This window comes from Desulfallas sp. Bu1-1 (assembly GCF_015594625.1).
In the GTDB taxonomy this organism is placed as follows: Bacteria; Bacillota; Desulfotomaculia; order Desulfotomaculales; family Desulfallaceae; genus JADNRQ01.
Map to the genome: position 1 here is coordinate 60783 of NZ_JADNRQ010000008.1, position 21338 is coordinate 82120.

Consider the following 21338-nt stretch of genomic DNA (forward strand, 5'->3'; position numbering starts at 1 on the left):
GAATTATCTAAATATAGGCAAGATCCCCGTTAACAACAGCAAGGTCACAATGAAATGGCTGAATATCCATACATAGGCAAGTTTTGCGGTCTCCCAGAATTTCGATTTGGCAATGCCCATCGCGGTGTACATGGCCAGGGCCAGCGGCGGCGTCATTCCTTCCATTACACCGGTAAGTGCCGGGAGAACCACCGCAACTAAAAACGGGTCAATGCCAACCGCCGCTCCAGTGGAGATAATGGCACCTCCGAGGATGGCCACCTGGGAGGAACCGGGCAAAATCATCCCCAGGAAGGCGGTAAATGCCACAACCATTAAAGCCCACCCGAATTTGCCCAGGCCGAAGGCGAGAAACCAGCTCTTGATTACCTCATCCATTTGCACTTCCTTGAACACAAGGGCGATGGCATAGGCCAGGTAAATGGTGGCGGATACCGGCACCACACCTTTCAGGCTGTCCCGGAACATGGTAAAAATGCCGGAAAGATTGAAACCGCCGGGAATGAAATTTCTTCCGATAATGATGACATACACGGTGCAAAGTCCCACAGTAAAAAGCAGTACCGAACCTGAAAACGCCTTGGCCCCTTCTTCGCCGAAGCGGGCAATCAACGTATTTTTAAACACTGAGTCAATCACGATCGGTCCAAGGATTAACACCGGAATCAACAGCGCTTTCCAACCCTGCTTGAGGGAATCAAGCAATTTCGGGCGTTCTTCTTTTGGGATGGGTTTAACTTTGTAGTATTTGCAAAAGCCGATCAGGGTCAACCAGCGCTGGACTATGAGCCAGCCGAACACAGCGTAAAGGCCGAGCCAAAAGGTGGATAACGAGTACTGATCGGGGTAAAGGGCGCTTAATATAGCGAAACAAACCAGGTTCAAACCGGGCCCCACCTGGTTGCCCATCATACTGGCCGACATCTCCACCGTCGCAGCCAGGGGGCGGGGGAAACCGCTTTTAATCATGGCCGGAATGGTAAAAACGCCCGTAGCGGCCACGTTTCCCGGGCCGGTTCCGGTCATGGTGGCCAGGGCCGAACTGCCAAACAGGGAAACATATCCGGCACCGCCGGGCAGACCGCCCACGGCGGCTAAAATTACATTGATCAATTTATCAACAACCCTGGTTTGCCCCAAAATATAAGCAAACACCAAAAAACCCACAATGATGTAAAAAAGGCCGCTTGTGGACGGGGCTAACAGTTTGGACCAAAAGAGGTCATAACGACCGGTCATCACAATGGTAAAAGCGAAGGCAATGGCCATAGCCTCGTAAATGGGTCGTTTAAATGCGATAAAGATCACCGCGATTACGAGCAGCAGTTCAATCAACCAGAAAACTTCCAGCGGAAACGGCCCAATCATTTGGACTCCTCCCATATGTATCCCTCCTTAAAATATTTATTTGTTTCCTTATATCTTTTTCCGGCCGCAATCAAACCATCGAACAGTTTACCCCAAACGGGGTCCGGCAGCACTTCCGGGTGGAACTGAACACCAATCACGAAATCGTGCCGGCTACTTGCGATACCCTCAATAATACCGTCGTTGGCACGGGCAATAACCTCGAAACCCGGGGGCGGTTCTTTTACCGCCTGGCGGTGGAAACTGTTGACCCGGGCCTCGCTTTGACCCGTCAGGCCCGCCAGCGCGCCGCCGGGTACAAACTTTACCTCGTGCACGGTTTCCGACGGGGGTTTGTTTCCCTGCTGGTGCTGAACATTGCCCCTACCCGGCATGAGGTGAATGTCATCCAGGTACATGGACCCGCCGCAAACAGTATTCAACACCTGTAAACCGCGGCAGATTCCCAATAGAGGCATGTTCCGTTCCAGCGCGCCCAGGATGTAATCACTTTCATTAGCAAACCGGAGCGGGTTTTGCGCGGATAAATCTTTTGGATTACCGCCTTGCAATACATTACGCCTGACACTGAGTACTTCTCCGCTCACAATCAGCGCGTCCACGCTCGCCAGGGCATCTTCCCGGGTTGCCTTATTTTTCGCCACGGGTAAAAGCAAAGGCACCCCCCCGGCCTTTTCCACCGCTTCCAGGCACCCCCTGATGGTATAAATCAAAGACCACCCGGGTACAAGCATATTTTCCTCCCAACCGGTTGTTATACCAACTTTAATAAGCTTACCGCCGATTTTCCACCCCTCCTTTCCCTCGACTGGCGTTTATTAACCAGCCCAATTTGGTTTTTCACTGTTTTAACAAGCAAAACCACCAACAATTCCTTTCAATACCACCACCTTACATACTACCGTTTAGTTGGATACATGCTTATAACATGTTATAATAAGGTTAATTCGCTAATATATTTTATTCTCCTGCTTATTTTCGAAAAATTTTTTATAAAAAATCACTGAATAATTTAACTTCCTATAAAACAAATAAAAAACAATATATTTTGTTTTCCCCATGTTGTTAAAAAATAATGAACATGTTATATTCTTGATATAAATACCTCAATAAAACTGGTTATAATTGTGTGCAGAAAAAAGGAGAACAAAAATGCTTGTACACGAAAAATCCGTGCCCCTTTATCTACAGCTCAAAGATATGATCAAACAGGAAATTAAAAAAGGGGTTTTAAAGCCAAATGACCGGCTGCCCTCGGAAAAAGAACTGTGCAACATCTATAAAGTCAGCCGTATCACCGTGAGGCAGGCGCTGGCGGAACTGGTCAATGAAGGGCTTATTTACCGGAGTCACGGCAAAGGTACTTTTGTGGCCAGTCCCGGGGTGGACCAGGAACTAATCACCGTCACCCCTTTCGAGGAAACCCTGCGCAGGAAAGGAATCAAGCCTTCAACGAAGTGCCTGTCATGCACCACTATCCCCGCGGACTTCAATCTCGCCACACTGCTGGCAATACCCCTGGAAACGGCTATTGTCCATATCCGCCTGCTGGGTCTTGGCGATGACGAGCCGCTGGTTATTTACAATTCCTATTTTCCAGAATCAATTGGCAAAGAAATGATGGAGCTGGTCCATGAAAAGATCCAAAAAGGTCATTCGTTTTCCACTTATGACTTGTATAAGGATATCCCGACCGTAAATCCTTCCATGCTGACCCAGTCCTTTGAAGCAATCGTGGCAGATAAAAGCATGGCCAAAATGTTGAACATCAAGCCCGGTCATCCTTTGTTACGGGTCACCACCGTTGTTTATACCGCGGACGGGCGCCCCACCGAATACAGAATTGCGGCTTATCGAGGGGAAAAATACCGTTTCCATATTACCCGACCTGCGTACCATTTCAATAATAAATAAACAGGTTACAAGTGATAATCACCGGCAACTACCGCAGCCTATAATCGACATCTATCTTTACGTGAGTCCCTTTTTGAAATAAAAAAGCGCATAGCACATTATAAATGGCGTATCAACTGGCTATGACCCGCGATAGCATCACATATTAAGAATATTTTAGTTAACATATTAACTTTTTTATGCTATAATAGCCGTAACGAATATAAAGAAATAGTGCTCGAAACCTCGGGGTAGCCGGTTTAAGCTCGAGTAAGATAATTTAATCAATTACCGGCACGCGCTTGACAACTGTTTGTGCGGAAAATTTCTAAGAAAGGAAGTGGACCAGTTGGAAAAAGGAGAACAGATGCTGGCGCAAATTGAACAAGGGAAAAAGTTCCTGCAGGGAGCCATGCCTGCGGTGATGGAAAAATTCAATGATCTTCATGACGCGGTATTTCAGGACGGTGCTCTCTCCACCAAGGAAAAGAGGTTCATTGGCCTGGGTATGGCCCTGGCTTTGAAATGCGACTTTTGCATTGCAGTGCACCTGAAAGCGCTGAAAGCCCTGGGCGCCAGCCTGGAGGAAGTGCTTGAAGTGTGCAGTGTGGCTATGATGATGCATGGAGGGCCGGGCATGGCTTACAGCACTCTGGTCGTTAAATTGTGGGACGAAATTTAAGAGGGGGGCGAGCCAAAAATGATCTGCGCCAAATGCGGGGATAAAATTCCAGCGGGTGAAGAGATGCATCTACATGGTCAAACTTTATGTGAAGATTGTTTCATTATCGCCGTGCAGCCGCCAAAAACCTGCGACGTAGCGGCGGTGCACAGCGCCGTCACCCACAGGAAATTGGCCGGCCAAACCGGCACGGAGGGTTTAACGGAGCTGCAGAAAAAAATTTACAATTTTGTGAAAGAAAAGGGCAAAGTTACACGACCGGAAATTGCCAGGCATTTTGATTTGAAAGATTGGGAACTGGAAAGAAATTTTTCTGTGTTGCGACACTGTGAGCTTCTTAAAGGAACTAAAGAGGGTAATACCATTTATATCACCATCATGAATTAAATTAAAACACCGGTCCAAGGTCTGACAAATATATTTCATCAATGGATCAACACCCCAAATATTATTAATCACGCCACTGTTTTACAAATTCCTCGGCCTGGTTCACTGTTTTCACCAAACCCTCCACCTGGGCTTCGGCCAGCGCGTCCAGCACGCGGCGGACCCGCGGTGAAGGTTTGATGCCCAGCAGGCGGCAGACATCGTTTCCGTCCAACAGCCCGGGAGGGTGAAGATAATTACTCCCTTCAGCGGTATATTTGCCCAGGATATCCAGGATAAATTTCCTGTAAGCCGAGGCATCGTCAACAAACCCGGAGGCAAGGCGGGTTGCCGTGATATCCGCCAGAGAGAGCAGCAGCACACCCGGGGTTTCCCGGCCGGCTCTTTTAAAGAAGCGGTGCAGCGCTCTGATGGTAGGCGGCGCCGTCTTGAACAGGAAAAGCGGCGCACGCAGTGACAGGCAGGCGCTCTACCACAACCCCTTCCGTTGCCATACCCGGTTTTTACAAAAAGCTATCTTTATCATTTATATTGTAAGCGAAATTTATAATTACCGAACTAGGCCGGGACAGTATTTATGTAATCTAAAAAAGAGCACAGGGGAGGTTTACTTTTTCCTGATTAACCCTTTCCATTTCAATATCCAAGATTAATACCTGCTACATACCTCCTTTTGTTCAAATAATTATCCATCCCGGTGTATTCCCTTGTTGCGTTATTATTTCTATTTTTCGGATATAATTCCCTTGAATAATCCCATTGCCTCGATCAAAACCAAATCCAGGGGAGTTACGCCCGACTCAATTTGTTGCCGCACCAGCGCAAGAACCTTTTCCTCTTCAGCTTGGATAATGAAGGTTCCTTGAGTTCGCTTTCACAGGATTTACTGAAACGCTCCACCAAAAAAATGCCCCTTACGGGGCGACTATTGTTATATCATCCGGAGCCGGGGCGGTTATTCCGGAGAAGCGGTGGGTGTGTGGTACTTTTCCATTCACGGTTGTCACACCTTGATACCTGTGGACATGAACCCCGGGGAACACGGGTATGGCGGGCCCGGTCACAGTGGCATACTTGTGCGTGTGCCCGTCATAGAAAGTAGTGGTTCCGGCCATCCGGTGAACATGTCCGGGCCCGGAACCGATGGTCGGGCCCGTGACTCCGCCCATTCTATGCAAATGCCGGACATTCACCGAGGTTATGTTTCGGTAAACGTGGACATGTGACGTTCGCCGCGGCGCCAAGGCGGACAATAAACCAAAACCCAAAACAACCCCCTCCTTGCCTCGCATTTTTTTTATAATATGCAAAACCCGTGGCAAATGTTACCAATGAGGAGTCGAACTCTTTTCCAAGGAGCGGCATGATCAATTTTCCGCAAATGTTTTGAGGTTTTGGTTGGAAAATAAAAAGGTTGTCAAAGAGGTAATCTATATATATTCTTTATTACATAGCTTATCTATATGAAAAATATTGGTAAACAGGGATGATCTAAATGCAAGGGACTCGCGAGCCGGGCTACCGTAAAATTTTAGCCAGCGGCATATTAAAGGATAAAGTCGAAAAAGCTCAAAAACATTTGACGAATTGCAACCTTTGCCCGCATAACTGCAGTATTAATCGCAAAGAAAGGGTGGGCTTTTGCCGGGCCGCGGATAAAGTGGTGCTCTCCAGTTATGGGCCGCATATGGGTGAAGAACCCCCCTTGGTGGGTAGAAATGGATCAGGTACGATCTTTTTCGGCTATTGTAATATGCGCTGTGTTTTTTGCCAAAATTGTGAGCTGAGTTTTGGGGGAGAAGGGGAGCTTATTTCCAACGAGGAGCTCGCTGAAATTATGCTTGAGCTGCAAAATTTTTATAAGTGCCATAATATTAATTTTGTCACGCCAACACATTTTGTGCCCAATATTTTGGAAGCGGTGCTGCTGGCAGCGGATAGAGGATTGATGTTGCCGCTGGTATATAACTGCGGCGGCTATGAAAAAATTGAAACCTTATTCTTATTGGAAGATGTAATTGATATTTACATGCCGGATTTTAAATATCACCTGGCTGAACGGGGCCAAAAATACTCCGGGGTAAAAAATTACCCTGAAATGGTGAAAAAAGCGCTTAAAGAAATGGACCGCCAGGTGGGGGGCTTAAAAACAGACGAGCGTGGAATAGCATATAGAGGGTTGATTATCAGGCATCTGATGATGCCGGGGGGATTGGAGGATACAAAACAAATTTTAAAATTTATTAAGGATGAATTATCACCGGATTGCATGGTAAACTTGATGGACCAGTATTACCCGGCCCACCGGGCATATAAATATGAAGAAATAGCAAGAAGACTGAGCGATAACGAATATAAGAAAGCATTGGAATATGCCAAGACGTTGGGATTGAACCTGGCCGGATGATCCGGCCAGGCACATCACCAAACAACAACCCCTTTGCCGGGCAACACCGGAAAGGGGCTTTTTATTTTTAATAAAGCTGTTACATCCTTATGTGTACTTGCGCTATATGACGCGTAATGACCGCTTCCGAAGGACGACGGGGTAAATCACAATTATAATTTATGCCTTAAACGGGAACATTTTAACTGTTTCCGGTTCTCAGCACCGTTTGGGAATTAATCCCAAACCACTATTCAGATCCCAGGTTTCTTCGGGAGGAACTATGATTTTAAATACTGAACAACTCCGGCAAAAAGCTCACGAACTTGCGTTAACACATGACCCTTACGTGAGACGCAGGCCATCAAATCGCCTGTGGCGGGAGTTTTATAAGGACGTCGAGAATTTACGCGCGTTTATACGCTCCCTGCAGGATAGTGACACAAGCTGTTCGCAGCCCGCAGAAGAATGGCTGCTCGATCATGCTGAATTCATCGAAGAACAGGTGTTGATCGTCCGGCACCAGCTTTCCGAAGCATTCTTGCGTGATTTGCCGCGCCTGCGCAAGACAGGCAAGACAAGAATACTGTCTATCTGTGCTGATTATCTCGAGCATGTGGACGGGAATCTGGACGAGGACTCGCTTGTTTCATATATCAATTTTTACCAGGAAATATCCGTTTTAACTATTGCCGAAGCGTGGGCGTTCCCGCTTATCCTGCGCATCGCCTTGATCCGGCGCCTGGCCGAGGTCATGGAACTGGTTCGCCAGCGGCGAGAGGTGTGTACATTAGTCGAACGGTTGCTGTCACGAATAGAGTCATCCAATTTAAACCCGGATACCCTGAATGCGGTGCTTGAAGAAGCGGGCCAAAATATACCGCTCTCCGGCCCGCTGATCGTCCACCTGGTCAGGCACCTGCGCGAGCGGGCGGACAATTCGGCAACCGTGCGCGAATGGCTGGTATGTAAACTGGAAAACGGCCCCGAGAGCATTGATCGGATCGTCTCCTACGAGTACCAGCTTCAGGCTGCCTATCAAGTGACAACAGGCAACCTCATCGAAAGCCTGCGTAAAATATCTCGCTTGGACTGGCGCGATCCTTTCGAGAAGATTTGCATGGTTGAGCACACTCTGCGCCAAGAAAGCGCAGGCGACTACCCGCTTCTTGATTTTTCAAGCCGCGACATCTTGAGAAAGCGCGTTGAGAAATTGGCCCGCCGCTTGCGCGTGCCGGAAAATCTGGTCGCGCAGCAGGCCGTCGAGCTTGCGGCCAAGGAATACGAAAAAGCGCGCGCGGAGCTCGCGGAAGCGGAGGAGGCTGCCGGCAACCCGGCAGATTTAGATGAACTGCCGCGCCAGGCATTTACCGCTTACTACCTGCTCGAACCGGATGGCGTCAAGGAACTGTGGCGCGCGCTGAAAATGTGCGGCACACCCCGGTATTTACCGGAAATAGGAATTTTGCGTCGTGCCACCGGCGCATATTTCACAATCCTCACAGGCTTGTTCGCAATCGCCCTGCTTGGATTCAGCGTGTGGATCAGAGAAGGCGCAAGCTTCACCACTACCCGGTGGGTGATGACTCTGGTTGCGCTGTTGTTGCCCGCGAGCGAGTGGGCCGTCACGGCGGCACACCGGCTTATAGAGTGCGCCAGGCGGCCGCGGCCGCTGTTGAGATACGACTTCTCCCGCGGTATCCCGCCTGAAGCAACCACTATGGTTGTTATTCCGGTAATCTGGTCCACAGTAAAAGAGGTGCATGAATTGGCGGCCCGGCTGGAACTGCATTACCTGGCCAACCGCGATCCGAATATCCACTTCGCCATCCTAGGCGATTTTGCCGACGCAAAAGCGGAAAAACTCCCGGAAGATGCTGCCATCCTTGAAGCCGCGCGCGCAAGCATTGAGGAGTTAAACCGCAAGTATTCTCACCCGGGCGGCAGTACCTTTCACCTCTTTCAGCGCCGCAGGTTGTGGAACCCGTCCGAAGGGGTATGGATGGGTTGGGAGCGCAAGCGGGGCAAATTGGTGGAATTTGTCGAGCTGCTGAAGGGGCGGGCGGATACTACTTACGACTTCATAGCCGGGGACAGGTCCATTTTGCCGCGCATCCGTTACGTCATCACCCTTGACGCGGATACGCAACTGCCGATGGGAAGCGCCCACCGGATGATCGGCACCCTGCACCTGCCCTACAACCGGCCGCGGTTAAACCGCACGGGAACACGGGTCGTCGAGGGATACGGCGTACTACAGCCGCGTATCGCCATTAGCCACGGGGCGTCCTTGCGTTCACGGTTTGCTCATTTATGGTCGGCGGATCCGGGTATCGATCCGTACGCCTTTGCCGCCTCCGATCCATACCAGGACGGGTTGGGGCAGGGCATTTTTACGGGGAAGGGTATATTCGATGTTGATGCCTTTACCCGGGTATTGTGTGAACGTATTCCGGAAAACCGGGTGCTCAGCCACGACTTGTTGGAAGGAGGATTTTTACGGACCGGCCTGCTGTCGGACATCGAATTAATCGATGACCAGCCCGCTACCTTCAGCGCTTATCAGAAGAGAATGCATCGCTGGGTGCGCGGCGATTGGCAATTGCTGCCCTGGTTGTTTCCCCGCGTTGCCAACCGAAGGGGAACCCTTGAGCCGGTTGATTTACCGGCCCTTACTCGCTGGCAGATGATCGATAACCTGCGGCGCAGTCTACTGCCGCCGGTGTTGTTGGCAATACTGCTGCTTGGCCCGATCGTCTTACCCGGCTCCCCCCGGCACTGGCTTGCCCTGGTGACGGCAACAATGTTTTTACCGGTAATCCGCCAATTGGCAGCGCTTCGCCAGGTAATTCGGCGCCCACAAAGCTTTTTGGCTACGGCCGCTCAAGTTCTGGTAACTATCCTGACATTGCCGTTTCAAAGCGCGCTGTTAATTGACGCAATCGCCAGGGCACTATACCGCTTATTCATATCCAAACGTCATTTGCTAGAATGGGTCAGCGCCGCGGAAGTTGAACGCCGCAACCGGGCCGGGCGCCACCCCGCACTGCTGGGTATGTGCGGAGGTTACGCGCTGGTCTTCCTCTTTGCGCTGGCAGCGGCGTCGAGTACCGTTCCGGCGCTTAAGTGGACAGGTTTGGCCCTTTGCGCTGTATGGGCTTTTGCTCCACTTGCCATCCGCTGGTTGGACCGGCCCGTAGAGCGTCCCGAGCGGCCGCTTTCAGCGGCTGAGGAGGAAGAACTGCGAAAGTTATCGGGGCAGATATGGGCGTTTTTCGAGGACTTCGTTACCGCCAAAGATAACTGGTTGCCGCCTGATAATGTGCAAATCGACCCGCCCAAAGGGATCGCGCACCGCACTTCGCCCACCAACATCGGGCTTTATCTCGCCTGCGCGCTGGCGGCGCGGGATTTCGGGTTCATCGATACGCCCGGATTGATTGAGCGTCTGGAACGCACACTCAAGACGGTTGAGCGCCTGGACAAATGGAACGGCCATCTTTACAACTGGTACGACACGGTCACTCTCAAACCACTGCCTCCGCTGTATGTGTCAACGGTGGACTCCGGCAACTTCGCCGGCTGTTTGATAACGGTCAAAGAGGGATTGGCGGAGTGGCTTAAGCCGGACTTGGAAGGGGGCGAGCAGCCGGGTTTTGATCAGGACTGGCCGGCCCGCGGGCAAAATCTGATCGCCCGCATAGAAGCGCTGATTAACGGAACAGACTTTCGACCGCTTTACAACCACAAGGCCAAATTGTTCACCCTGGGCTATCACGCCGCGCTGCATGAACCTGACAAGATCCTGTATGACCTGATGGCATCCGAGGCAAGGCAGGCCAGTTTTATTGCCATCGCTCTCGGTCACGTGCCTGTGGCGCACTGGCATGCGCTGGGACGAACAATGACCAGGGTTGGGCGGCATGTTACACTGCTTTCATGGTCCGGGACGATGTTTGAATATTTGATGCCCCGGCTCTTTATGCGTACCTACAGGAACACCGTCTGGGACAGCACCTACCGTGCGGTGGTCAAGCGGCAAATCGAGTACGCGCATCAACGGGGAGTCCCCTTCGGCATCTCCGAATCCGGCTACTACGCATTTGATTACCAGATGAACTACCAGTACCGGGCCTTTGGTGTTCCCGGTCTCGGATTCAAGCGCGGCCTCGAACAAGATTTGGTTGTGGCGCCCTACGCGACAATCCTTGCTTTACCCTTTGCAAAGCGTCAAGGGCTGGAGGATTTGCGCAAGCTGGAGGAACTCGGCGCCCGTGGAAAATACGGCTACTTTGAAGCCATCGATTTCACGACCGAGCGGCTGCCGCAAGATAGGACTTCCATGGTCATCCGCAGTTTTATGGCCCATCACCAGGGAATGAGCCTGCTCGCCCTTGCCAACTTGCTGTTGCCGAGAAAAATGTACGAGCGCTTTCACCGCGACAAGCGCGTGCAGGCGGCGGAACTGCTGCTGCAGGAACGTATTCCCGCGCGGCCTAAAATCATTAAACATCCTGCAATGACACATGTCCATGCGCCATTTACCAGACCGGCGGTGACCGCCGGCCAGCGCGAATACCTCTCCGCGGACACGCGGACGCCCGAGGTGTGTGTCCTTTCCAACGGGACATTGATGACCATAGTGACGGTAAGCGGCAGCGGGTTCAGCCGATACGCAGGCCTGGCGGTTTCACGCTGGCGGGAGGATCCTGTGCTGGACAATTGGGGGAGCTACATGTATATCCGTGACGTCACCCGCGACATGGTCTGGTCGCCGGCCTTTCAGCCGTGCCGTGTCCCGTCTGATGAACAACGGGTGCAGTTCTCGCTGGACCGGGCCACCTTTATGCGCGTGGACGGAGACATACAAACGAGCCTGGAAATCTGCGTATCCCCGGAATGGAATGCGGAAGTGCGCCGGTTGACGCTCGCCAACGCGGGAAGTGAAGCTCGGATCATCGAAGTCACGACGTTCCTTGAACTGGCCCTGGCACCTCCCATCGCCGACGATGCGCACCCGGCCTTCAGCAAATTGTTCATTGAAACGGAATTTGCGGAGGATGCCGGGTGCCTGCTGGCCCGGCGCAGGCCTCGCCGGGAAGACGAGAAACCGTTGTGGGCGGCACACGCGCTGGTATCCACGGGTCGAACACTGGGACCGGTGGAATACGAGACCGACCGGGCCGGTTTTATCGGCCGGGGCCATACCCTCGCCCGGCCGCAGGGAATCCGTTCCCGCCTGCGTGGATCGGTGGGCTCAGTGGCCGACCCCGTCTTGATCATGCGGAGGCGGTTAAGCATCGAGCCCGGCGAACAGGTGCAGTTGTTTGCTATCACTGCCGTCGCAGATACGAAGGAGGAGGCCGTCGACATTGCCGGCCGTTTCTCCGGTGACCTGGTGGTTGAGCGGACATTCCAACTGGCCTGGAATCGCAGTCAAATCGAACTTCGGCATTTGCATATAACGGCAGCCGAGGCGATGGCTTTTCAAACTTTTGCAGGCCGGGTGTTGTATACTCCACCGCTAAAGCAGGAGCGAAAGCTTTGTATAGCTGCCAACTTAAAAGGGCAATCCGGCCTCTGGGCCTACGGGATTTCCGGAGACCTGCCCATAATACTTGTGCGGATCGAGAACCGGGCCAATCTGCCCTTTGTCGCTAAAATACTGATCGGGTACGACTATTTACGCCGCCTGGGGTTACATTTCGACCTGGTCATTCTGAACGAATCGGCGGGTGGATACCAAGAGGACCTACGGGAAGCGCTGCGGCGGGCGGTGGAACATGGCGTTGACCGGTATGGTGCGGGACCCGGCAGAGTTTCCATCGTCAATGCCAACCATCTGCCGGAGCAGGACAGGATACTGCTCATCGCCGCAGCCCGTGTTGTGCTGCGGGCGGACGGGCCGAGTCTTTTGGCGCAAACCAGACCGCCCAAGCCGGATACCGGCTTCCCGGCACCCCTGACGCCGGTGGCGCCGTTAAACAGGTTCGGTAACCCTCCGCCGGAGGACGCGGGCGAGTTGATGTTCTTCAACGGTTGGGGAGGATTTTCGCCGGATGGCCGGGAGTATCAGATTATGCTCAAAAACGGCAATCACCTGCCGGCGCCCTGGATCAATGTAATCGCCAACCCGCGCTTCGGCTGCCTTGTCTCGGAGCTGGGCACGGGTTACACCTGGTGGCGCAACAGCCGTGAATGCAAACTGACCCAGTGGTCCAACGATCCTGTGCTCGACCCGCCCGGTGAAGTGTGTTACCTGCGGGATGAAGAGAGCGGTGAAGTATGGTCTGCCACGCCGTCCACCGCACGGGCGGACCAGCCTTACACCGTTACCCACGGCCGGGGGTTCACGCGTTTCCGCCATGCAAGACACGGTATCAGGCAGGAAATGACCGTTTTTGTGCCACTTGATGATCCGGTCAAGGTGGTCAAATTACGGTTACAAAACAGGAGTGCCGTGCAGCGGCGCCTTTCCGTCACATACTACGCGGAATGGGTGCTGGGAGTACTGCGCCGGGCAAATGCCTCTTTCATCATCACGGAGTGGGATGAGTCCGCCCAGATCATGCTGGCACGCAACGTGTATCAGGAGGCATTTCGCGATGCAACAGCCTTTTTAGGCGTGTACCCGCAACCGGAAACGCCTGTCGAGCCACCGGCTGCTGCGGAAGTCGAAACGAAACGGAAAACCGCCGGGGTGCATGACCTGTCCTGGACGGCAGACCGCAACGAATTTCTCGGCCGCAACGGCACACTGGAAAATCCCGCCGCGCTGGGCCGGGAACGCCTGTCAGGTAAAACAGGACCTCTTTATGACACCTGCGGTGCAGTGCAGGTCAAGCTCACGCTGGAGCCCGGAGCCGAGCGGACAGTCTTCATCCTGCTTGGATGCGGAAATTCCCGGGACGCTGCCGTGAAACTGGCGCAAAAATACAGCCAGGCCCGTGCCTGCGACCAGGCTTTTGAACTGGTACGGGAGTTCTGGGATGGCGTGTTGGACCAGCTCTCGGTTTCCACGCCCTCCCCGGAGATGAATGTCCTGCTGAACGGCTGGTTGATTTACCAGGCCCTTGGCTGCAGAATGTGGGCGCGTTCCGCTTTTTACCAGGCGGGAGGCGCGTACGGTTTTCGCGATCAACTGCAGGATTCCCTGGCGCTCCTGCACACCCGTCCCGACCTTACGCGGGAGCAAATTTTGCTGCACGCCGCGCATCAATATGAAGAGGGCGACGTGCAGCACTGGTGGCATGAAGAGACACAGCACGGCATCCGCACGCGTTTTTCCGACGATTTGCTGTGGCTGCCGTATGCCGTCGCACGGTATGTCGAGCATACGGCGGACGACAGTATACTTGACGAGGAGGCGCCTTATCTTCATAGTGAACCTTTGCCCGAAGGTGAACATGAACGATACGAGCCCATCCAAATCTCCAACCGGAGCGGAACCGTTTTCGAGCACTGCTTGCGTGCCATCGACAGGGCTTTACAGCGCTTCGGTGAACACGGGCTGCCTTTGATGGGAACCGGCGACTGGAACGACGGCATGAGCCGTGTCGGTGCTGAAGGACGCGGTGAGAGCGTGTGGCTGGGCTGGTTTCTCTGCGAAGTGCTGAACCGGTTTGCGGATTTGTGCCGGAAACGCGGCTATGTCGAGCGAGCCGGCCGCTACCGGGAAGTACGGGAACAACTGGCCTCCGCTCTCGACAAGCACGCCTGGGACGGGCAGTGGTACCGGCGGGCCTTTACCGACGCCGGACAATGGCTGGGCTCTATTTACAATGAGGAATGCCGCATTGACGCCATCGCCCAGTCGTGGTCAGTCATCTCCGGAGCGGCGCCGAAAGAGAAGGCACTGCAGGCGATGCAGTCATTCGACCGTGAACTTGTGGACCGGGATCTTTCCGTCGCGCGACTGTTGACACCGCCTTTTGACCGCACCGATCCAAGTCCCGGCTATATTCAGGGCTATCCGCCCGGAATTCGCGAGAACGGGGCCCAGTATACCCACGGTGTCATCTGGAGCATTATCGCCTGGTGCCGGCTTGGCAATGGAGATAAGGCCTTTGAATTGTTTGACCTGCTAAATCCTCTCAATCACACGCGCACGCCCAATGAAGTGCGGCAGTACGCGGGAGAGCCTTATGTCATGGCGGCAGACGTTTACACGGCGGACCCGCACAAAGGACGTGCCGGCTGGACGTGGTACACCGGCGCTGCGGGATGGATGTACCAGGCGGGAATTGAGTGGATCCTCGGCCTTCGCCGGCGTGGCAAGCGGCTGTACATTCAACCGTGCATTCCTTGCGAGTGGCCGGAGTTTTTCGCCAGCTACCGCTTTGGCCGCGCGCGCTACCTGATAACTGTCAAAAACCCGTCGCGCAAGTCCGGCGGAGCGACCGCTTTACAAATTGACGGGCGGGAAGTTGCTCTTACGGAACAAGACGTGAAAGAAGGTCCTTACATTGAATTGTACGATGACGGGCAGGTCCACCATGTTGTTCTGACATTGTAGGTACAGAATAGATAACTGCACGGTCGCCGGGGCGAACAGCAAACACAGCACGTTCGCACCGGAAGACCGCGCCCATCTTGGAGAAGAGCGGCGCTTGCTCCCATTTTTCATTTTTTGCTCCCAATATGCTCCCAAAATGCTGCCAAAGAGAAAACCGGTTACGCATACAGCCATGCGCCTTTCATGGCTTGCTGCTTCCAAAAGTGGTTGGGAGCGGGTTAACCAGAAAAGCCACTTTCACCCCGCCTTATGTCTGCGTAAAAACCACCTGCAAGGGCATAAAAATGCCGGGCTAACGTTATCCTTGCCCGGCCAGAAAACCCCGCTCCTGGGCCGTTCTACAACCGCGCCAGTGGAACACAGTGCAATAGCTGCCATGCAAGTTTAAGCTGTCACGTAATCGCTTTCCGCCTTAGGTTCCGGCACGGGCAAACCGTCTTCTGCCAGCCCCTCAAGGTGCATCTTCAAGGCTTCGGCTATATTTGCTTTGGCTTCTTCTACCGTTCTGCCAGTAGCCACGCATCCCGGCACATCCGGGATGTATGCCGAATAATTGCCGTTGGCTTTCTCAATGATCACAAGGTAACGATTCACTTTTCACGCCTCCCTTTCAATCCGGCCTGTTTAAGGATACTGTTTAACGTACCCGGCGCCAGGTCATCTCCGGGGTGCCCGGCAATGGTAACTCGCCCGGGTTTTGTGGGGTGCTTGAATTGGCGGTGGCTGCCTTTCTGCGCCACCAGATACCAACCGTCGTCCTGGAGCATTTTAATAACGTCCCTAACCTTCAGCTTTATCCTCTCCCTTCTCCACGCCTCCTTCTATAAACTCCCGCAAAGCGGATTCGGGGATACGCCAAACGTCTCCCACTTTCACTGCCTTTAACTTCCCTTCCCTAATCCATTTATAAAGCGTCCTAACGTTTAGTTTTAGTTTGCCTACCACTTCCTGCGGTATATAGTAATTTTCCATTATTGTGCCCTCCCCTTGTTATATTCACTATGTTACCATGTATTACATTTGGATTCATTAAAATCCTTGACTTGCTTTATTGGGGAGGCGGCAATTCCTTCTACATTCTTAACAATAAATTTCGCGCTTGTCCCCCATAACACCAAAAAAGAGTCCACATTAATTGTGCACTCGAATAATCCTTGCCCCAAGGGCGTTGTATTTATTTTCCAACCGCTCGTAGCCGCGGTCGATATGCTCTACGTGTTCAACCACCGTGCCGTTTTCCGCCGCCATTCCCGCCAGCACCAGTGCCGCGCCCGCTCTCAGGTCGCTGGCCTCCACGCAGGCGCCGGACAGCCTGGGCCCGCCCCTGACCACCGCCGTCTGTCCTTCCAGGCGGATATCCGCGCCCATGCGGCGCAGCTCCATCACGTGTTTATACCTGTTCTCAAATATTGTTTCGGTGATTATACCGGTCCCCTCGGCCATGGTCAAGAGGGCCATGAATTGCGGCTGCATGTCGGTGGGGAAACCCGGATAAGGCATTGTTTTTATGTCTACCGCCTTGAGTTTTTTATCCACCGCCACCCGGACCTGGTTATCTTTCACCTCCACATAAGCTCCAGCTTCCCGCAATTTGTTGATCACCGGCTCCAGGTGTTCGGGGATTACGTCGGCCACCACCACGTCTCCCCCGGTTATGGCGGCCGCCACCATGTGCGTGCCCGCCTCAATCCGGTCTGGTATTACGGTATGCTCCACTCCGTGCAGGGAATCAACACCGGTGATTTTGATGGTGTCCGTCCCCGCTCCGCTGATCTTGGCGCCCATAAGGTTTAAGAAGTTCCGCAGGTCGATGATTTCGGGCTCCCTGGCCGCATTGCGGATCACGGTGGTTCCTTTGGCCAAAACCGCGGCCATCATCAGGTTTTCCGTCGCCCCCACGCTGGGCAAATCCAGGTAAATTTCACTGCCCGCAAGTTTACCGGTCCGGGCGGTAATGTAACCGAATCGCTCCGTAATTCCCACTCCCAGCGCCTGTAACCCTTTCAGGTGCAGGTTCATTGGCCTGCTCCCGATATTGCAGCCACCGGGGTAGGAGATTTTGGCCTGCCTGAACCGGCCGATCAGGGGGCCCAGCACCAGGTTGGACGCCCGCATGCGTCTCATCAGGTCCTCCGAGACCTCCTGGCAACTGACATTGCGGGCATCGATGCGCATAACGTCCTTTTCCCAGACCACGTTGGCCCCCAGGTAAACCAGCACGTCGCGCATCACCGCCACGTCCCGCAGGCGGGGAATGCCCCTGATGGTGCACTGGCCGTCCAGAAGCAGGCTGGCCGCCATAATGGGCAGAGTGGCGTTTTTGGACCCGCTTACCCGCACCGTTCCCACCAGGCGGTTACCGCCCATGATCATGAACTTTTGCAATTCTGTCACCTCCGCTAAAACTCTCCCAGCTTCTGCACCTCCAGTACAAGTTTGCAGCCGTATTTTTCTTCCACCCGCCGCCGTACCTGCTCCACCAGCTTAAGCACGTCCCGGGCGGTGCCGCCGCCCAGGTTGACGAAAAAGTTGGCATGACGCGGTGAAACCTCGATGGCACCCACCCGCATCCCCTTGCAGCCTGCCTGCTCAATCAGCCTGCCGGCCGAATCGCCGGGCGGGTTTTTAAAAACGCTGCCCGCGTTGGGGTGTTCCAGGGGCTGGGTCTGCCGCCGCCGTATCAGGTAACTTTCCATTCTCTGTTTAATTTCCTCCGGTCGGCCGGGGACTCCCTCAAAAACCACTTCCGCTATAATCAATCTTTTTTGGGCCAGGCAGCTGTGGCGGTAGGAAAATCCCAGCTCCCGCCGGTCAAAGTGCAACTCGTTTCCCCCGTAGTCAACGGCGGTAACCCGTTTCACCCGTTCCCCCACGGAACAGCCGTTGGCCCCGGCGTTCATCACCAGCGCCCCGCCCACCGTGCCCGGTATGCCGGCTAGAAACTCGAACCCGGCCAGGCCGGACTCCAGTGCCCGGGCCGCCAGGCGGGGCAGCGGCGCTCCGGCGCCGGCGGTGATTGTATTGTCCCGCACCTCAATACCGGCCAGACCAGGCCCAATTTTAATCACCATGCCCCGAACGCCCAGGTCGGATACCAGCAAGTTGGTTCCGTTGCCGACCACGCTCACGGGTATTGTATACCGGCGGGCATACATTAGAGCCTCGCGCAAGTCGTCGATATCGCGGGGTACCACAAACAGGTCGGCGGGCCCGCCGATACGCCAGCTGGTATGCCTGCTCATCGGCTCACCCACCAGAACCTCGCCCTTGATCACATCTTTCAGTTCATAATATGTTGACGGTTCTGCCAACGTTAACTCTCCTTTAACCGGTCCAGCAGCGCCGGGCCGGTTTTCCATACATCGCCGGCGCCCATGGTCAATACCAGATCGCCCGCCCTTAAATTTTTCACCAGGTAATTGACGGTTTGTTCGGCATCCGGTAAAAACAGTAAATCGTCACCTTTAAATTCACGAACGGCGTCAACGATTAGCTGGGCTGAAACACCTTCAATGGGTTTTTCCCCGGCGCTGTAAATATTGTTGATAATCACCAGGTCGGCGTCCCCGAAACAGGGCCCGAAACGCCGGTGCAAAAGTGATGTCCTGGTATAGCGATGCGGCTGAAAGACGGCGATAACCCGCCCGGAATGCGCCTGCCGGGCCGCCCGCAGCGTGGCGGCGATCTCGGTGGGGTGATGGGCGTAATCATCGACCACGGTAACACCCCTGGCCCGCCCCGTCAGTTGAAACCTCCTGCCCGCACCCTGGAAATCTTTAAGCGCCTCCGCCACCTGCTCAAAAGCCAGCCCCAGGTAGCGGCACGCCGCGATTACCGCCAGGGCGTTGGACAGGTTGTGCCGCCCGGGCACCACCAGTTCCAGCAATCCCAGGTGCTCCCCCCGAAAATAAACCTCGCCCGATGAGCCGGTGGGAGTAAGCCTGATATTTCGCAGAACGTAATCCGCCTGCGGGTAGTCAAGGGCGTAACTGATCACCTCACCCCGGCAGCCCCCGGCCACCTCCCTGACATTGGCGTCATCGAAACAAAGCACGGCCGCACCGCTTTCCGGCACTTTCCGCAGAAATTGCCGGAAAGCGGTGATGATTTCATTCACCGAGCCGTAATGGTCCAGGTGATCGTCTTCAATATTGGTTACGATCGCCAGATAAGGACGCAGCTTTAAAAATGACCGGTCGCTTTCATCGGCCTCCGCCACCAGGTATTTTCCCCGCCCCAACTTGGCATTGCCGCCAATATCAGTCAATTCACCTCCGATCAATATGGTGGGGTCCAGGTGGCATTTTTCCAGGACCAGCGCCAGCATGGAAGTGGTGGTGGTCTTGCCGTGCGCGCCGGCCACCGCCAATCCCTTTTGTCTTTCCATCAACAGGCCCAGCATATCCGCCCGGTGGATCACCGGAATGCCGTTTTCCCTGGCTTCCTGTAGTTCGGGATTGGTGGAATCTATGGCCGTGGAAATAACCACCAATTCAGCGTCTTTAATGTTGGCTTTCGCGTGGCCCTTGTAAACGGTGGCCCCAAGCGATGCCAGCCGCCCGGTAACCTGGCCGCTGTTGAGGTCCGAGCCTCTGACGTCGTAGCCCAGGTCCAGCAACACCCTGGCCAGGCCGCTCATTCCGGCGCCGCCGATGCCGATGAAATGAACCTTGTCCGGAATATCGTACACCTGCTTAATCAGCTCCTTCCTGCACCGGTGGGTGCAAGTGCGACAAGCCGGGAGAAAAGATATCTTATATTATGCATTTTGCAAACAAGGTGTTACTTGACATGTCCAAGATTGCCCCGGGCTTGTCCGATATGGTTGGATACTCTTATCTATTGGGCCTCTCCGGGACCATGACGGGCCAGGGACCGCATCCAATACTTCGCTTAACTCCGGAAAACCGCCGGATCGCCCCGACCCGGAATTACCCTTTACCACGAATTATCTCCTCCAGCAAATCGAGAATATCATCCAGGGCGCGGGGTTTTCCCAGCCGGCGGCTGGCTTCGGCCATCTTCCCCAGCCGGTCCCTGTCGCCCAGCAGTTTGTCCAGCATTTTTACCAGCACCGCACCGGAAAGCTCCGCGTCTTTAATCATCTCCGCGGCGCCCCTGGATACCAGTGCCCTGGCGTTGTGCTCTTGGTGGTTGCCGGTGGCATACGGAAACGGCACCAGGATGGAGGGCAGTCCCCGCACCGTAATTTCGGCCAGGGTGGCGGCCCCCGCCCTGCTGATCACCAGGTCCGCTGCCGCAAGGGCCTCGGGCATTTCGTACATATAGGGCACAACGGTAATATTTCCCGGAAGACCGGTGCTGAAAACCTGACTTTGGATCATCTGCATAAACTCGGCATGCTGCCCGCTGCCGGTTACGTGCAATAGTTTCAGGCCCTGCCGGCCCGCCAGGGATCCGAGGGCCTCCGCCACGGCGCGGTTCAAGCTGCGGGCCCCCTGGCTGCCGCCAAAGGAGAGCACCAGCAGTTCGTTTTCCTGCACGCAGAATTTTTCCCTGGCCCGCTCCCGGCTGGCGGACAGCACTTCCGGGCGCACCGGAAGTCCAGTAAGCCGGACCCCGGCCCGCCGGGGAAAATATTTCAACGAATCTTCGAAAGTGACTGCCACCCGGTCCACCATCCGGGACAAAATCCGGTTGGTGATGCCCGGCAACGCGTTTTGTTCGTGGATCAGGGTGGCGATTTTAAGCCTGGCCGCGGCCAGCATCACCGGGCCGCAAACATAGCCGCCGGTGCCCACCACCGCGCGGGGCACAAAGTGGCGAATCAGTTTACGCGCTTCCCGGTAGCCAGCCAGCGCTTCCCAGGGCACTTTCAGGTTGTGCAACGAGAGGCTGCGCTTGATTCCCACCGCCCGGACGGCGTGGAATTCCAGCCCGGCCTTGGGGACGATGTCCGCCTCCAGGCCCCGGTTGGTGCCGAGATACATGATGGCGCAGCCGGGAAAACGCTGCTGCAGCCCGCGGGCAATGGCCAGCGCCGGGTAAATATGCCCCCCGGTGCCGCCTCCGGTCACAACAAAACGCAAATAATTCACCTCACTGAATGGTCGCCGGGCATCACCACGGCCAGATAAATTTAGTTC

General features: G+C 54.5%; 16 protein-coding genes. 5 read left to right on the forward strand and 11 right to left on the reverse strand.

Annotation, left to right across the window (positions count from 1 at the left end):
• Positions 1 to 3: 3 nt before the first annotated feature.
• Together IT084_RS09605 and IT084_RS09610 are read right to left on the reverse strand one after the other, a co-directional pair.
• Positions 4 to 1368, reverse strand: a complete 1365-nt coding sequence (locus IT084_RS09605) for a TRAP transporter large permease subunit (protein ID WP_195712641.1) — start codon at positions 1366 to 1368, stop codon at positions 4 to 6.
• Complete coding sequence (locus tag IT084_RS09610; protein ID WP_195712642.1) at positions 1365 to 2102, reverse strand: gamma-glutamyl-gamma-aminobutyrate hydrolase family protein; 738 nt, start codon at positions 2100 to 2102, stop codon at positions 1365 to 1367. Before IT084_RS09610 ends, IT084_RS09605 begins: the two co-directional genes overlap by 4 nt.
• 418 nt (positions 2103 to 2520) lie before the next feature.
• Between IT084_RS09610 and IT084_RS09615 the strand changes: the two genes are divergently transcribed.
• From IT084_RS09615 to IT084_RS09625, 3 genes are all read left to right on the forward strand, one after another.
• A complete protein-coding gene (locus tag IT084_RS09615) occupies positions 2521 to 3282 on the forward strand; it encodes a GntR family transcriptional regulator (RefSeq protein WP_195712643.1) in 762 nt (253 codons plus the stop codon).
• 328 nt (positions 3283 to 3610) lie between these two features.
• Positions 3611 to 3943: a carboxymuconolactone decarboxylase family protein gene (locus tag IT084_RS09620; RefSeq protein ID WP_243276885.1), complete on the forward strand. Its 333-nt coding sequence runs from the start codon at positions 3611 to 3613 to the stop codon at positions 3941 to 3943.
• An 18-nt stretch (positions 3944 to 3961) separates the two neighbouring features.
• Positions 3962 to 4330, forward strand: coding sequence for a hypothetical protein (locus IT084_RS09625; RefSeq protein WP_195712644.1), 369 nt, complete (start codon positions 3962 to 3964; stop codon positions 4328 to 4330).
• Between the two features lie 64 nt (positions 4331 to 4394).
• On the opposite strand, the gene IT084_RS09630 is transcribed toward IT084_RS09625, so the two are convergent.
• Together IT084_RS09630 and IT084_RS09635 are read right to left on the reverse strand one after the other, a co-directional pair.
• Complete coding sequence (locus IT084_RS09630; protein ID WP_195712645.1) at positions 4395 to 4691, reverse strand: hypothetical protein; 297 nt, start codon at positions 4689 to 4691, stop codon at positions 4395 to 4397.
• Between the two features lie 553 nt (positions 4692 to 5244).
• Complete coding sequence (locus IT084_RS09635; protein WP_195712646.1) at positions 5245 to 5598, reverse strand: YmaF family protein; 354 nt, start codon at positions 5596 to 5598, stop codon at positions 5245 to 5247.
• A 227-nt stretch (positions 5599 to 5825) separates the two neighbouring features.
• On the opposite strand from IT084_RS09635, the gene IT084_RS09640 reads away from it, so the two are divergent.
• Positions 5826 to 6737, forward strand: a complete 912-nt coding sequence (locus IT084_RS09640; protein ID WP_195712647.1) for a radical SAM protein — start codon at positions 5826 to 5828, stop codon at positions 6735 to 6737.
• 262 nt (positions 6738 to 6999) lie between these two features.
• Positions 7000 to 15231: a GH36-type glycosyl hydrolase domain-containing protein gene (locus IT084_RS09645; RefSeq protein WP_195712648.1), complete on the forward strand. Its 8232-nt coding sequence runs from the start codon at positions 7000 to 7002 to the stop codon at positions 15229 to 15231.
• A 384-nt stretch (positions 15232 to 15615) separates the two neighbouring features.
• Here IT084_RS09645 and IT084_RS09650 read toward each other — a convergent pair whose 3' ends face one another.
• The 7 genes from IT084_RS09650 to murG form a co-directional block, all read right to left on the reverse strand.
• Positions 15616 to 15825 carry a type II toxin-antitoxin system HicB family antitoxin gene (locus IT084_RS09650; RefSeq protein ID WP_195712649.1) on the reverse strand — a complete coding sequence of 70 codons (210 nt, stop codon included), beginning with the start codon at positions 15823 to 15825 and terminating at the stop codon, positions 15616 to 15618.
• A complete protein-coding gene (locus tag IT084_RS09655; protein ID WP_195712700.1) occupies positions 15822 to 16022 on the reverse strand; it encodes a type II toxin-antitoxin system HicA family toxin in 201 nt (66 codons plus the stop codon). The genes IT084_RS09650 and IT084_RS09655 overlap by 4 nt, the downstream gene beginning before the upstream one ends.
• Positions 16012 to 16203 carry a helix-turn-helix domain-containing protein gene (locus tag IT084_RS09660; RefSeq protein ID WP_195712650.1) on the reverse strand — a complete coding sequence of 64 codons (192 nt, stop codon included), beginning with the start codon at positions 16201 to 16203 and terminating at the stop codon, positions 16012 to 16014. Before IT084_RS09660 ends, IT084_RS09655 begins: the two co-directional genes overlap by 11 nt.
• A 159-nt stretch (positions 16204 to 16362) precedes the next feature.
• Positions 16363 to 17616 carry a UDP-N-acetylglucosamine 1-carboxyvinyltransferase gene (gene murA, locus IT084_RS09665; RefSeq protein WP_195712651.1) on the reverse strand — a complete coding sequence of 418 codons (1254 nt, stop codon included), beginning with the start codon at positions 17614 to 17616 and terminating at the stop codon, positions 16363 to 16365.
• Positions 17617 to 17630: 14 nt separating this feature from the next.
• Positions 17631 to 18542: a UDP-N-acetylmuramate dehydrogenase gene (murB, locus tag IT084_RS09670; RefSeq protein ID WP_243276886.1), complete on the reverse strand. Its 912-nt coding sequence runs from the start codon at positions 18540 to 18542 to the stop codon at positions 17631 to 17633.
• A gap of 2 nt (positions 18543 to 18544) precedes the next feature.
• Entirely contained in the window at positions 18545 to 19921 is a 1377-nt protein-coding gene (gene murC / locus IT084_RS09675; protein ID WP_195712653.1) for a UDP-N-acetylmuramate--L-alanine ligase, read from the reverse strand.
• Positions 19922 to 20162: 241 nt separating this feature from the next.
• Positions 20163 to 21281, reverse strand: a complete 1119-nt coding sequence (gene murG, locus IT084_RS09680) for an undecaprenyldiphospho-muramoylpentapeptide beta-N-acetylglucosaminyltransferase (protein ID WP_195712654.1) — start codon at positions 21279 to 21281, stop codon at positions 20163 to 20165.
• Between the last annotated feature and the right edge of the window lie 57 nt (positions 21282 to 21338).